The sequence below is a fragment of the Shewanella sp. DNRA4 genome, assembly GCF_012843185.1.
Lineage (GTDB): Bacteria > Pseudomonadota > Gammaproteobacteria > Enterobacterales > Shewanellaceae > Shewanella > Shewanella xiamenensis.
Genome location: NZ_JABAIP010000008.1, coordinates 174,794 through 189,306, shown reverse-complemented (window position 1 = coordinate 189,306; position 14,513 = coordinate 174,794). Strand labels below are relative to the sequence as shown.

Annotated in this window: 12 protein-coding genes; 9 read left to right on the top strand and 3 right to left on the bottom strand. The window is 48.1% G+C overall.

Annotated features, from left to right (window positions below):
- Position 1 precedes the first annotated feature (1 nt).
- Positions 2-445 carry a DoxX family protein gene (locus tag HG547_RS10715; protein ID WP_011716306.1) on the bottom strand — a complete coding sequence of 148 codons (444 nt, stop codon included), beginning with the start codon at positions 443-445 and terminating at the stop codon, positions 2-4.
- A 164-nt stretch (positions 446-609) separates the two neighbouring features.
- On the opposite strand from HG547_RS10715, the gene HG547_RS10710 reads away from it, so the two are divergent.
- Positions 610-1,503, top strand: coding sequence for a LysR substrate-binding domain-containing protein (locus tag HG547_RS10710; RefSeq protein WP_169547833.1), 894 nt, complete (start codon positions 610-612; stop codon positions 1,501-1,503).
- Between the two features lie 396 nt (positions 1,504-1,899).
- Here the strand turns inward: HG547_RS10710 and HG547_RS10705 are convergent, their stop codons facing one another.
- Positions 1,900-3,651: a bifunctional metallophosphatase/5'-nucleotidase gene (locus HG547_RS10705; protein WP_169547832.1), complete on the bottom strand. Its 1,752-nt coding sequence runs from the start codon at positions 3,649-3,651 to the stop codon at positions 1,900-1,902.
- 97 nt (positions 3,652-3,748) lie between these two features.
- Positions 3,749-4,840, bottom strand: a complete 1,092-nt coding sequence (locus HG547_RS10700; protein WP_169547831.1) for a hemolysin family protein — start codon at positions 4,838-4,840, stop codon at positions 3,749-3,751.
- A gap of 144 nt (positions 4,841-4,984) precedes the next feature.
- On the opposite strand from HG547_RS10700, the gene HG547_RS10695 reads away from it, so the two are divergent.
- From HG547_RS10695 to der, 8 genes are all read left to right on the top strand, one after another.
- Positions 4,985-6,106 carry a bifunctional tRNA (adenosine(37)-C2)-methyltransferase TrmG/ribosomal RNA large subunit methyltransferase RlmN gene (locus tag HG547_RS10695; RefSeq protein WP_169547830.1) on the top strand — a complete coding sequence of 374 codons (1,122 nt, stop codon included), beginning with the start codon at positions 4,985-4,987 and terminating at the stop codon, positions 6,104-6,106.
- Positions 6,107-6,138: 32 nt separating this feature from the next.
- Complete coding sequence (pilW, locus tag HG547_RS10690) at positions 6,139-6,927, top strand: type IV pilus biogenesis/stability protein PilW (RefSeq protein WP_037420698.1); 789 nt, start codon at positions 6,139-6,141, stop codon at positions 6,925-6,927.
- On the top strand, positions 6,924-8,048 hold the full coding sequence (locus HG547_RS10685) for a RodZ domain-containing protein (protein WP_169547829.1): 1,125 nt from the start codon (positions 6,924-6,926) through the stop codon (positions 8,046-8,048). Before pilW ends, HG547_RS10685 begins: the two co-directional genes overlap by 4 nt.
- Before the next feature lie 42 nt (positions 8,049-8,090).
- Positions 8,091-9,206 (top strand): flavodoxin-dependent (E)-4-hydroxy-3-methylbut-2-enyl-diphosphate synthase, encoded by a 1,116-nt coding sequence (ispG, locus tag HG547_RS10680; protein WP_037420691.1) that lies wholly within the window; start codon positions 8,091-8,093, stop codon positions 9,204-9,206.
- A 158-nt stretch (positions 9,207-9,364) separates the two neighbouring features.
- Positions 9,365-10,642 carry a histidine--tRNA ligase gene (gene hisS, locus HG547_RS10675; RefSeq protein ID WP_169547828.1) on the top strand — a complete coding sequence of 426 codons (1,278 nt, stop codon included), beginning with the start codon at positions 9,365-9,367 and terminating at the stop codon, positions 10,640-10,642.
- 12 nt (positions 10,643-10,654) lie between these two features.
- Complete coding sequence (locus HG547_RS10670; RefSeq protein WP_037424918.1) at positions 10,655-11,275, top strand: tetratricopeptide repeat protein; 621 nt, start codon at positions 10,655-10,657, stop codon at positions 11,273-11,275.
- 11 nt (positions 11,276-11,286) lie between these two features.
- Positions 11,287-12,474: an outer membrane protein assembly factor BamB gene (bamB, locus tag HG547_RS10665; RefSeq protein ID WP_037424915.1), complete on the top strand. Its 1,188-nt coding sequence runs from the start codon at positions 11,287-11,289 to the stop codon at positions 12,472-12,474.
- Positions 12,475-12,553: 79 nt separating this feature from the next.
- The gene (gene der, locus HG547_RS10660; RefSeq protein ID WP_037420678.1) at positions 12,554-14,020 is read left to right on the top strand and encodes a ribosome biogenesis GTPase Der; all 1,467 of its coding nucleotides are present in this window, start codon (positions 12,554-12,556) and stop codon (positions 14,018-14,020) included.
- Positions 14,021-14,513: the final 493 nt, after the last annotated feature.

Below are 14,513 nucleotides of genomic sequence, written 5' to 3'. Positions count from 1 at the left end.
CTTATTTTAAGCGTGCGGCTAACAGGTTGTCGGCACTCAGTTTACCTGCACCTGACACGGCCAGAGATACAGTAGCGGCTAACAGGGCTAAACCAAATTCATAACCGTTATTGCTGAGGAACAGACCGTTACCAATGTGAACCGAGAAAATCGCGACCACCATAGTAAAGGACAATACCAGTGCCGTTGGGCGAGTCAGTAAACCGATAATGATCAGCAAGCCACCAAAGAATTCGCTTGAACCTGCCATCAGCGCCATTAAGTAACCAGGGGTTAAGCCGATGGAGGCCATCCATTGTCCTGTGCCTTCTAAACCGTAGCCGCCAAACCAGCCGAAGAGTTTTTGCGAGCCGTGGGCCATGAGGATGATCCCGATAGGAATACGCAGGGCCAATGGGGCGAAACTAGGCGCAGAGGTCAGTAATTTTGTGATAAGTGCTTTCATGGGATGTTCCTTAATTCAAATTTTTTAACTATGTCGTTAATGGGGTTGTCGGTCGAGATTTAGCGTCAATCTCTCCATTGGTTTGCAGTCTAGACTTGACCTTTAAGAAAGAAAATCGGAACATTTTCAAAGTATATTTCAAAAAATTTGAATGTGGAGCGGTTATGTTGCCAGTGATGAGTCTCGATGGATTGATAGTGCTAGATGCTATTGATAAGAAAGGCAGTTTTTCGGCTGCGGCTGAATCCTTATTCCGAGTGCCATCGGCGCTGACCTATACAGTGCAGAAATTAGAGAGCGATTTAGGGGTAAAATTATTTGAACGTAAGGGGCAGCGCGCCGAGCTGACCTTAGTTGGCAAACTGGTATTACGCCAAGGGCGGGAGATCTTAGCCGCCACCGCAAGGCTTGAAGAGGCGGTTCGGCAACTCGAAACGGGCTGGGAGTCGGCGTTAACCTTAGCCATAGACACTGTAGTGCCCGATTTACCACTGCTTAAACTGATTGCTGAATTTACCGAGTTAGGTAAACAGGTGACCATCAATATCACTGAGGAGTCATTGGGTGGCGGTTGGGATGCGCTGTATTCGGGCCGCGCCGATATTGCCATTGGGGTCACGGGGGAGTTACCTAAGGGGCAATATCACTTAGTTGAGATCGGTATGCTTGAATTCATCTTTGCCCTTGCGCCTCACCACCCCTTAGCGCAGTTTGACCATCCAATCCCGACCGAGGCCTTGTTGCAATTTCCCTCCGTGGTGGTGGCCGACAGCTCAACGGCGCTCGCGCAGCGCTCCAGTGGGTTATTTGATAGTCGACAAGTCATCCGCGTGCCGAACATGCAGACCAAGATTAAAGCGCAGCAACTTGGGCTAGGTGTAGGTTATCTTCCCAAGCATTTGATTCGCGAAGAACTCGCTTCAGGCACATTAGTCGCGTGCAAGGTTGAGATCCCAAGACCAGCGCAGCCAGTGTTTCTAGCGTGGCGCAAGGGCAGCCAAGGCAAGGCGCAGGCGTGGTTTGCCGAGCGTTTGCCCCATTGCGACTGGTTGTTTTAGTGGGATGTAAAGTACACGTGCTGCTAGTGGATTGAGTTAATCACAGTACTTAATCATTGCTAGGGCGTGTTGACGTTTCGAGATTAAATTTTGTTCGTTCTGGCAAGCTCGTGCTCGCGAAACGAGGAATGATGTGTAGTTATTCTACTCAAATGACGAGTGACAAAGAGAACGAGCTTGCTAGACGAACCCTTCGGGCAGCGTTTGGCTGGCGTTTCTGCTGCGTTATCGTCCGTTTATGTAGAATAACTACACTGTACGGACTTTACCTTGCATAAAAGCCAGCCAAACTGCTGCAAAAATAACCCTGAAGCGTCAACACGCCCTAAGTACTGTGATGAATTAAGAGGGCAGGGCTTTGTGGCAGCGCTGATACACATCCCTGACACCGGGCGCTTACACTGAGCGTTTTACATGGCTGGTGTAATGCACATGGGGTGAGAGTAAGTCCGCTAAATTGGGGTTTGGTGCCCGATTGAGGAAGCGAATAAAAGCCTGGGGTAGGGTGAGCGTCTCAATCGGCTCTTGCCAGCGTGCCTGTAACAGTGGGTGATAACCTTCTTTCCCCGCAGCGGTATAAGAGGTCGATACCCCCATATAGAGCGCATCGGGTTGCACTGGATACCAGAGTGATAATCCATACTGCTGCATCATTTCGAGCTTGAATAAACGTTCCCCTAAGGGGCGTCTACCATCGTAGTAATAACGCAATCCATAGGTATAGGGGAAGCTGCCAGCGCCTGTGCCGCGTACACTGTTATTGGTGGCGGCGTTAATCGCCGACTCCAGCGCCTGATATAGAAATTGGCCTTGGATTTCGTATTTGACTAATGGCAGTTCGAAGGGCAGCAATTGGCCCAACACATCGGCGAGGGTCAGTCTGCCTTGGGCGACCGATTGCCTGACACCACCCGCGTTATGCAGGGCAAAGTGGATGCGAGGGTCTTCAAGTTTAGCCTCTTGGAACATACTGCGACTTACCCAAGGCGCGATTTCACTGCCATGGGGCAGCGCCTTAGAAGGCAGTCTAGTGTGCACCAGATTCTTAGGCACTAGAGCTAAGACTTTGTTTTCCATCTCGGCAATCGCAGGGCGATAGATATCGTGGATCACGCCATGAATATCTTCATCGGCTTCATCCCACAATATATAGGGATGTTCATCAAAGCGTTGGCGCACGGCTTGATAGTCGGTGTCATCCACTTGCTCACTCGAACTCAACATAAACTGCTTATCGAGCATAAAGTAGTTGCCACCGCTTAAACTTATCGCGCGGCCAGCAGCATCAAATTCAATCTCGGCCAAGCCTAAGGTTTCGGCATATTTCCCCGCATGCACTATTGGAGTGCCATGGATGGTTTCACCATAGGGTATATTGCTTAACCCCAAGGCGCTAAAATCGCCCTGTAGGGTATGGGTATGGCCGCCGACGATAAGGCTGATGCCATCGACTTGTTCGGCAAGTCTTTTATCCTGATCTAAACCTAAGTGACTCAGTACGATAATATGCTTGATGCCTTTGGCATGCAGATGCGCGACGGTGCGCGCTGTGGTCGCAATCGCATCGACAAAGTGGGTATCGGGATCGGGTCTGGCGATCTCTTTCATCTGATCCAGTGTAATGCCGATGATGGCGAGCTTTTTGTCGTAGAAGGGCTTTTCGAGGTAGCTGGCAAGCTGGGTTTGTTCATCATAGGCCAGAATATTCGCCACACTACGCAGGTTACCCGGCTTGTGGATATTCTCTTGGCTCAAGTCCATATTCCCCGCCAGCAGCGGAAAATCGATTTGCTTTGCAAACTCAGCTAAGCGCGCATTGCCTTCATCAATATCGTGATTACCAATCACCATGGCATCGGGCGCGAGTAAATTCAGCAGATGGGCGTTGGCCTTACCCTTAAAATGGCTGAAATACAGCGTGCCTTGGAAACTATCGCCACCATGCAAAAATAAAAACGGCGTCTTGCTTTGATCTGCTTGCTCACGCGCCTTGCTAATATGGTAACCAAGGCGTGCATAGCCACCACTGTGGCTGGTGATATCGAGGGATTTAAGCCCCAAATTTACGGAAAAATGGACGCGGCTTGGCTCAAAATTCGAATGGGTATCGTTGATGTGCGCGAGTGAGAGTGTGTATCCCTGTGTCATAACCTACCTCTTTTACGGCGGGAGATTATAACCTTCTCCCCAAAAACAAGAAAGGGAGCCAAGCTCCCTTTACTTTAACAATGGCTAAATAATGTCATTAACCCGAGCGCGCCTCGTCATCTTCGGCGGCGGCTTCGAAGTCGCCATCATCGGAGAGGCGAATGCCTTTTTGCTTCATGCGTTTGGTCCAGAGTTTACGCGCCAATTGCTGCATGTCGGTCGCGGGGTCATTCACATCGACAATCTCTAATCCCAGTAGCGACTCGATAATATCTTCTTGGGTCACAATACCTTGGCTACTGCCGTATTCGTCAACTACCATGGCAATTTGGGTGTTGCGCTTAATCATCCGCTCAAATAACGGCAGGATTTTGGCCGTTTCGGGTACGACAAACAGGCTACGCTTGAGTTCGCCAATTGGCGCGTCAGGAGTATAACGCTCAGCCAGCAACACATCGGTGCGGGTGATATAGCCGATAATATCGTCGTGGTCCTGATCGTATACCGGAATACGCGTAAAAGGCTTGTCACGATATTCTTGCACAAACTCATTTTGCGTCAGTGAAATAGGCAAAGAGAACATCACGGTGCGCGGCGTCATAATCGCGGTAACGGGCACATCACGTACCTTAAGCATTTGGGTCAAAATCTTGGATTCTTGTTCGTCTAACTCACCGGATTCTTGACCGATTTTGGCCATCGCGCTCATTTCTTGGCGAATATATTGGCCTTCTTCACCTTTACCTAGCAGGCGAGTCACTTGCTGCGACATCCAAATTAATGGCTGGGTAGCACGCTTCATCCACATAATGGCAATCGACACACTCGGGGCTAAACGGCGCCAGTGATTGGCTCCGACAGATTTAGGAATAATCTCTGAGAAGAACAGAATAATAAAGGTTAACACTCCGGAGAAAACGCCGAGCATATCATCCCCAAAGACCTTAGCGGCTTGCGCACCAGCAACGGCGGCACCTACGGTATGGGCAACAGTATTGAGGGTCAAAATAGACACCAATGGCGCTTCGATGTTCTCTTTCAGTTTACGCAACCTTGTCGCCGCAGCACTGTCAGTTTGTTCGAGCGTAGCGATATAACTAGGGGTAACCGAGAGCAACACTGCTTCGAATACACTGCACAGAAAAGAAACTGCAACAGCGACAAGCACTATAATGATGAGGGTTAACATATTGGTGGTATTACAACTCCATAATTTAGGCCAACATTGACCCTCGGCGATTCTAGCATAGGAGAATGGAGTTGCTGGCTAAAATTTTTCTGCGTCTGTATAATTCGCCGCCCTGTTGCAGGTTTTGGTGTTGAGGTTAGTCCTATGAGTGAAAAAAAGATCAATTTATTAGACCTTGATCGTAAAGCGATGCGGGCATTATTTGCCGATCTGGGTGAGATGCCTTTCCGTGCCGATCAGCTGATGAAGTGGATCTATCATTTCGGTGTCAGTGACTTCGAAGAGATGACTAACATCAACAAAGTGTTACGCCAAAAACTGGCGGCGCGCTGTGAGATTGTGGCGCCCGAGATTTCCAGCTATCAAAAATCCGCCGATGGCACCATTAAGTTCGCCATCCATGTCGGTGAAGGCCAAGAGGTCGAAACTGTTTATATTCCTGAAGATGACCGCGCTACCTTGTGTGTGTCGTCCCAAGTGGGCTGTGCCCTCGAATGTACTTTCTGCTCTACGGCACAGCAAGGCTTTAACCGCAACCTAACTGTCTCTGAAATCGTTGGCCAAATTTGGCGTGTTTCGCATTTCTTAGGATTCGCGAAAGATACTGGCGAGCGCCCCATTACCAACGTGGTGATGATGGGGATGGGTGAGCCTCTACTTAACCTTGCTAACGTGATCCCTGCAATGGACATCATGCTAGACGATTTTGGCTTTAGTCTGTCAAAACGTCGCGTAACGCTATCGACCTCAGGCGTTGTTCCAGCATTAGATAAACTCGGTGATGCCCTCGATGTCGCATTGGCCGTCAGTATCCACGCGCCAAACGATGAGCTGCGCGATATTCTGGTTCCGGTGAATAAAAAGTATCCACTGCAGGAGTTCCTTGCGGGGATCCGCCGTTACATAGCCAAATCTAACGCTAACCGTGGCCGTGTCACTGTGGAATATGTGATGCTCGATCACATCAACGACAGTACCGAACAAGCCCATGAATTAGCACAATTAATGAAGGATACCCCCTGTAAGGTAAACCTTATTCCGTTTAACCCATACCCAGGTTCACCCTATGGCCGTTCGTCAAACTCGCGCATCGACCGTTTTTCGAAAGTGTTAATGCAATATGGCTTAACCGTGATTGTGCGTAAGACCCGTGGTGACGATATTGATGCCGCCTGTGGACAGCTGGCTGGGGATATTCGCGATCGAACCAAGCGTTTAGCAAAAAAACGCATGCAAGAAAATCAGATTTCGGTCACAATGAATTAACTCTTTGTTTGCACAGATTTATAGGCTTGCCCATGAAGCATGGATTGTCAGGGTTTTCATTAGCAATAGCCCTGTCATTATTAGTGACAGGATGCGTAACTGAGCGTACCTATTCAGGGACTGATATTCCGGTGTCGGAGCGAAAACTGGATAAAGTTGCCGCTGCGCGGGAGCGTATGCAGCTCGGTTTAACCTACCTTAATCGAGGTAACTCGGAACAAGCCAAGTATAATCTTGATAAAGCAATCGAATATGCGCCAGAGCTCGAAGATGTGCATGTGGCAATGGCTTATTACTATCAAACCGTAGGCGATTTAGTACGTACCGAACAGGCGTATCAGGACGCTATCAATACTAAGGACGCCTCTGGCGATTCCATGAATAACTTTGGGGTGTTTTTGTGCCAACAAAAGCAATACGAAAAAGCTGAAAAAATGTTTTTGGCTGCAATAGAAATGCCCAAATATACGCGTACCGCATCCAGTTATGAAAACTTAGGTCTTTGCAGCAGAGACGCGGGACGAGCAGAAAAGGCACGACAGTATTTTCAGATGGCGTTAAAGTATGACCCGAGACGCTCGGTGTCTTTACTGGAGCTGGTTGAGCTTGGGATAGATAAAGGTGATTATGTTGATGCGCGTAACCAGTTAGCGCGTTACCACCAAGTTGCGGCCCAGACTCCAGAGAGTTTAACGCTCGGAATAAAAATTGAGCAGGCGTTGAATGATGATGCTGCCATGAAGCGATTTGGCATTTTATTGCTTGCCAAATTCCCAGCATCGCCTCAAGCCAAGCAATATAGAGTTAATTTGCATCAATGAAAGATAACGAAATGAACGCGTCAGTAGAACCAGTGACAACAGAAGAAGCTGAGTCGACGCCTAATGTAACGCTCGGAAGCGTACTCAAAACAGCTCGTGAGCAGATGGGCTTGAGCATTGCAGAGACAGCTGTGAAGCTGCATTTGCGGCCTGGTATTGTTGAAAATCTCGAAGCCGATGATTTTTCTAATATTGCCTCATCAACCTACGTACGCGGATACGTTAAAAATTATGCGCGTATGCTTGGGGTCGACAACACGCTCATCGAAGCCTGTCTCGCAAGGCAGGTGCCCTATGTAACACAGCCTGCGATGCAAAGTTTTTCCCGTAAGACCACTTATCAAGCTCGTGACACTAAATTAAAGTGGCTGAGCTTTTTTATTGTCATCGTGTTGCTCGGTCTGTTTGTGCTTTGGTGGATGCAACGAACGACGCTAGTGACTCATGTCGATATTTCAAAACCAACCGCTGAAGAGTTAGCCGCTGCGAATCAAACCTTGCCGGGTGATGTTTTACTCACCGAAACGGATGCGAGTGCACGTTTGAGTGAGATCGCGGTCAACGGCTCAATGGCGACCGATGGTCCAGTAAAAGATACTGATGCTAGCACTATTGACCCGAATATCAGTGATATGGCTGCAATGGAAGCAGGGCAGGTGTCTGTCAATTCGACAGTCAATGCGAGTGAGCCTAATACTCCCCCAAGTGCATCAGGTGCGGTGCAAACGGCAGGTGTGACTGCGCAAAACACGCTTTCTACACAAAATTCTTCTGCAACAAACGCAGCGGCTCAAAATGTACCAACAGCCAGCGCGCCGGTGAACAGTGCCACGCCAGCGGCTTCGAGTGAGCAAACCATGCCTGTGGTTGCTGGACAATCCAATATCAATATTCAACTCACGGGTGATTGCTGGATCAACATCGTCGATGCCAAGGGCAAAGCGATTGTTGATGGGGTCCGAGGTGCTGGCGCAACTATTCAAGCCAGTGGTGTGCCTCCGTTTAAAGTGATCTTAGGCGCCCCGACCGTTGTGTCTAGTTTTACGGTTGATGGTAAAGCCATCAGTCTTGCTGAATTTCCTAAGGGTCGTGTTGCGCGTTTGACTATCCCACAGGCTTAAGTCTCACGCTTAGCGCAGAGTACCGAAAAGAGCGTATTGAGTATGTATAACGAAACACCCATAAAGAGACGTCCTTCAACCCGCATTTATGTGGGCAATGTACCGATTGGTGATGGTGCACCGATCGCAGTGCAGTCAATGACCAACACTAAAACGACTGATGTTGAGGCGACCATTGCCCAAATCCGCGCCCTAGAGAAAGTGGGTGCCGATATTGTGCGTGTATCAGTGCCGACGATGGACGCCGCCGAAGCCTTTAAAGTGATTAAGCAATCAGTGTCAGTGCCCTTGGTTGCCGATATCCACTTCGATTACCGTATCGCCCTGAAAGTGGCCGAATATGGTGTGGACTGTTTGCGTATCAACCCTGGCAATATCGGTAACGAAGAGCGTATCCGCAGTGTGGTGGAGTGCGCCCGCGATAAAAACATTCCAATTCGTATTGGGGTTAATGGTGGTTCATTAGAGAAAGATCTGATGGACAAATACAAAGAACCTACGCCAGAAGCCCTGCTCGAATCGGCCATGCGCCATGTGGATATTCTCGACCGTTTGAACTTCGACCAATTTAAAGTCAGCGTAAAAGCCTCCGATGTGTTCTTAGCGGTGGAATCCTATCGTTTATTAGCCAAGCAAATTCGCCAGCCATTGCATTTAGGTATTACCGAAGCGGGTGGTGCGCGTGCGGGGGCGGTCAAATCTGCCGTCGGTTTAGGTATGCTGCTTGCCGAGGGCATTGGTGATACGCTGCGTATTTCCTTGGCGGCCGATCCGGTGGAAGAAATCAAAGTCGGCTTTGATATTCTAAAGTCACTGCGTATCCGTAGCCGTGGCATTAACTTTATTGCGTGCCCTTCTTGCTCACGTCAAGAGTTCGATGTGATCAGCACAGTAAACGAGTTAGAACGCCGCCTTGAAGATGTGACGACCGCGATGGATGTGTCTATCATCGGCTGTGTGGTCAATGGTCCTGGTGAAGCCTTAGTGTCGCACATTGGCTTAACGGGTGGTCATCGTAAGAGTGGTTATTACGATGAAGGTGAGCGTCAAAAAGAGCGTTTCGACAATGATAACCTAGTCGATTCCCTCGAAGCGAAAATTCGCGCTAAGGCGAGCCAAATGGCTAACCGCATTCAAGTGAAAGACACGACTGAGTAACAACCGCAGCCGAATAACCTCATAGGTTAAGCGTTATAAAAACATTCAAGGCTTGAGCTAGACCTCGAAACTGACGGGGTCATTTTACGTTTAGTGTTGAACAGCCTATAATGCCTGACATTTTTTATTAATTTAGCGAAATCGGACGAGTCGATACAGTGGCAAAACAGATCCAAGCGATTCGCGGAATGAATGACATTCTGCCAACTCAAAGTCCTCTATGGCAAAAAGTGGAAGCGGTACTACGTTCAAGCGTTGCTGCTTATGGTTACAGTGAGATCCGCACTCCAATAGTGGAAAATACCGATCTTTTTAAACGCTCTATCGGTGAAGTGACTGATATTGTTGAAAAAGAAATGTACACCTTCGAAGATCGTAATGGCGATAGTCTGACGTTACGCCCCGAAGGTACCGCTTCGACTGTACGTGCTGGCAATGAGCATGGCCTGCTGTATAACCAAGAACAACGTTTGTGGTACATGGGTCCCATGTTTCGTCATGAACGTCCACAAAAAGGTCGTTACCGCCAGTTCCATCAATTTGGTGTTGAAGTCTACGGTATTGGTAGCGCTGATATCGACGCCGAAGTGTTGATGTTATCTGCCCGTCTATGGGAAAAACTCGGCATTAGCGAGCATGTGACGCTTGAGCTGAACACCTTAGGCGATCCTGCCGAGCGCGCCGCTTACCGTGAAGCCTTGATTGCCTTTTTAGAGCAACACAAGGACAAACTAGACGAAGATAGCCAGCGCCGTATGTACAGCAATCCGCTGCGCGTATTGGACTCAAAAGATCCCCAAGTGCAAAGCATTTTAGGTGATGCGCCTGCGCTGATGGATTACTTAGGCGAAGAATCTTCACAACATTTTGCACAATTGCGTGAACTCCTCGACGCGGTTGGCATCCAATACCGAGTTAACCCGCGCTTAGTTCGTGGTCTGGATTACTACAATCGCACGGTTTTTGAATGGGTTACTAATAGCTTAGGCTCTCAAGGCACAGTACTTGCGGGCGGTCGCTACGATGGTTTAGTCGCTCAACTGGGCGGTAAAGATACGCCAGCCGTCGGTTTTGCGATGGGACTCGAGCGCATCGTCCTGCTACTCGAAACCTTAGAGTTGACACAAGATATCCCAGCAGAAGTGGATGTTTATGTTGCCGCTATGGGGGATAACTGCCTAGTTGAAGCTATCAAAGTGGCTCAAGAACTGCGCTCTGCATTGCCCACTCTGCGAGTCATGAGTCACTGTGGTGGTGGCAATCTGAAGAAACAAATGAAGCGTGCCGATAAAAGCGGCGCTCAAGTAGCCTTACTGATTGGCGAAGAAGAACTCGCCGAAGGTGTGGTTACCGTAAAATACTTACGCAATGACAACGAACAACAACGGGTCGCTCGAAATGCATTAAACGCATTTTTAGCTGAACTTAGCAAATAAGGGGACGTGCGCGTGGAAATTTATAGCACAGAAGAACAACAAGTTGATGCTATCAAACAGTTCTGGAAAGACTATGGAACCTCGATTGTTATCGGGGCGGTCGTTGGTTTAGGCGGCCTGTACGGTTGGAACACTTATTCCGACATGAAAATCGTGAAGGCCGAAGAAGCATCACAGGCGTTCCAAACCTTAACCACCAAATCAAGCGATGAAGCGGCTATGATTGCTGGCGTGGCTGAGTTTTCGAAAAATTACGACCAAAAGGGCTATCAATCACTGCTAGACCTGATCGTTGCGAAAACGGCGGTGGAAGCGAAAGATTTTCCTAAGGCCGAAGAAGCACTGAAGAAAGTGATTGCTGCGAAACCAGGCGCCGGATTAGACACCATTGCAACGCTGCGTTTAGCGCGTATTCAGGCTGAACAAGGTCAAGTTGACACTGCGTTAGCCACGCTAGACCAAGTGACTGATAAAGCCTTTTTAGCACAACGTGAAGAACTGAAAGGTGACTTCTTTGTTCGTCAAGGCCAAACCGATAAAGCGAAAACTGCTTATCAGGCAGCAATGGATAACGGCGGTGTTGTGACCAGCCCTGCACTTAAAATCAAACTTGATAACTTAAATCAAGCATAAGGGATCCCTTGATGAAGTCTTGGTGCAAGAACCTGCTAGCCGCTGGGTTAAGCCTAGCCATGTTATCCGCCTGTTCTTCTAGTGATGTGGAAGAAGAACCGGTAAGTGAGTTAACTGCGATTCAGGCGACAGTATTTCCTGAAGTAAGTTGGAGCGCCTCTGTAGGTGATGGTGTTGGGGATTACTATTCTCGTCTCACACCTGCAGTTCGTTATGGTAAAATTTTTGCGGCCGACCGTTATGGTGAAGTCGTTGCTTTTGATGAAGCAACGGGTGAACAGGTTTGGAAAAAAGATTTTAGTGAAGAGTTCCGTGATAACGCCTTAGCCAAAAACAAAGGTGCACGTTTGGCCGCTGGTGTAACAGCGGCACGCAATAAGCTCTTTATCGGCGGTGAGAGTGGCCTTTTGGCTGCGCTGAATGCAGAAGACGGCCAAGTATTATGGCATGTTATTGCGGGTGGCGAATTGTTATCTAAGCCAACCGTGGCTGACGACGTCGTGGTGGTGAGCACCAGTTCAGGTTCATTTGAAGCCTATAACGTTGATACTGGCGCAAAACTGTGGGTTTATAACATGCAGTTGCCTAACCTGACGCTCCGGGGAACGGGTTCAGCAGCTTATGAAGCGGGTGGTTTCTTTATTGGTACCGCCGATGGCAAAGTGGCTGTTGTCGTCAAAAACAACGGTCAAGCTGCGTGGGAGCAAGCCATCTATAATCCTACAGGTGGCAATGAGTTTACCCGTATGGCCGATGTGGATATGACACCGTTGATCCTCGGCGATAACTTATATGCGGTGAGCTACAACGGTAACTTGGTGTCGATGGAACTGCGCACCGGACGGATTATTTGGACTCGTAAGTACTCAAGCTTCAATGAGTTAGCTACGGCGGGTTTAAGTTTGTTCTTGGTTGATGACCATAGTCGTATCTATTCAGTGGATAGACGTAACGGTTTAGAGTTGTGGAGCAACTCTGAGTTGGTCAATCGCACACTCACTTCACCAGAGGTATATAAAGACTATTTGGTCGTGGGTGATTTTGAAGGTTATCTGCACTTTATCGACCGTAGCACAGGCAGTATTGTCGGTCGTATCCAAGTGGACAGCTCTGGATTATTCAGCCAGCCATTAGTGGTGGATGATAAAATCTATGTGCAAGGTCGCAGCGGAAAGTTAGCTGTTGTAACACTTCCTTAGTTAAAAGTGTTATCCTTGTAGAGCCCCTGGAAGTGTGTTCCGGGGGCTTTTTATTGAAAAGTTTTTTAGAGGCGAAATCATGATCCCTGTAGTGGCCCTTGTTGGTCGGCCGAACGTCGGTAAATCCACCTTATTTAACCGCCTTACGCGTACGCGTGATGCGCTGGTTGCTGACTTTCCTGGCCTAACACGTGACCGTAAATATGGTCGAGCATTCTTATCCGGCTATGAGTTTATCGTGGTGGATACCGGCGGTATCGACGGCACTGAAGAGGGGATCGAAACTAAGATGGCCGAGCAGTCCCTTGCCGCTATCGAAGAAGCCGATGTAGTCTTATTTATGACCGACGCGCGTGCTGGGTTAACCGCTGCGGATTTGTCTATCGCTCAGCATTTACGTAGCCGCCAAAAAACCACCTTTGTGGTGGCTAACAAGATTGACGGTATTGATGCCGACTCGGCCTGCGCCGAATTTTGGTCTTTGGGTTTAGGTGAAGTCTATCAAATGGCTGCCGCCCAAGGTCGCGGTGTAACCAATATGATTGAGTACGCCTTAACTCCTTACGCTGAAGCCATGGGCATTGAGCGCCAAGGCGAAGAGGAAGAAGTTGACGAGCGTCAGTACACTGAAGAAGAAGCCGAAGCTGAGCAAAAGCGTCTACAGGACTTACCGATCAAACTCGCCATCATCGGTAAACCTAACGTGGGTAAATCGACCCTGACCAACCGTATCTTAGGTGAAGAGCGTGTGGTGGTTTATGACGAACCTGGCACCACTCGTGACAGTATTTACATTCCGATGGAACGCGATGGTCGCGAATACGTGATTATCGATACTGCTGGTGTACGTCGCCGCAGTAAAGTCCATGAAGTGATTGAAAAGTTCTCGGTGATTAAAACCCTCAAAGCGGTTGAAGATGCTAACGTGGTGTTACTTATCATCGACGCCCGTGAAGGCGTTGCCGAGCAAGATCTTGGCCTATTAGGGTTTGCCCTAAACGCAGGCCGCGCGTTAGTGATTGCCGTTAACAAGTGGGATGGCATCGACCAAGGCATTAAAGACCGTGTTAAGAGTGAACTCGACCGTCGTTTAGGCTTTATCGACTTTGCCCGTATTCACTTTATTTCGGCGCTGCATGGCACGGGTGTTGGCCATCTGTTTGAGTCGATTGAAGAAGCTTACGACAGTGCGACTCGCCGCGTGAGCACCTCAATGCTGACCCGCATTATGCAAATGTCGCAGGATGACCATCAGCCACCATTGGTGAACGGTCGCCGCGTGAAACTGAAATACGCCCACGCCGGTGGTTATAACCCGCCAATCGTGGTTATTCACGGTAACCAAGTCAGCAAGCTACCGGATTCTTACAAGCGCTACATGATGAACTACTTCCGCCGTTCATTAAAAGTGGTCGGTACGCCAATCCAACTGCGTTTCCAAGAGGGTGATAACCCGTTTGAAAACAAAGTGGAAAAGCTGACCATGAGCCAAGAGCGTCGCCGTAAACGCGCCTTGAGTCATATTAAAGACCGCAAGGCAAAATAAGACTCAAACGAAAAACCGAGTCATTTATTTAAGTGAATCAATAGAAAAGGAACCCTAGGGTTCCTTTTTTTTAACTGAACGGTCATTAATAGCCTTAACACTTTCCAATAATTATTTGTAAATTAATATCAAATAATGTATTAGCTAATTCAGGAAATCTTTAAGTTACCCCTCTTGAACTGAAGACATTATTTGCTGTTTACACTAAATTTTTGTCTGATGCTAAAAAGTTATGCATCAATATTTATCTCACGACTTTTCCTTTAGATAGATCTAGATCACGCTCAGATTATAAGAAAAACTTATGGACATAAATGGCGGTCGTTAGTCACATTAACAAATGTTTAATAAAAATAATATGCTCATACATCGTGATAATTGTTAGCCTATTTTAAATGTTGCTTACAAGATTATCGATTTTTTAATTAGCAGTAAAATTAATTCCAAAAATTAGATTTATTGCGATTTATTATTTCTATTAATTTATTTTTTG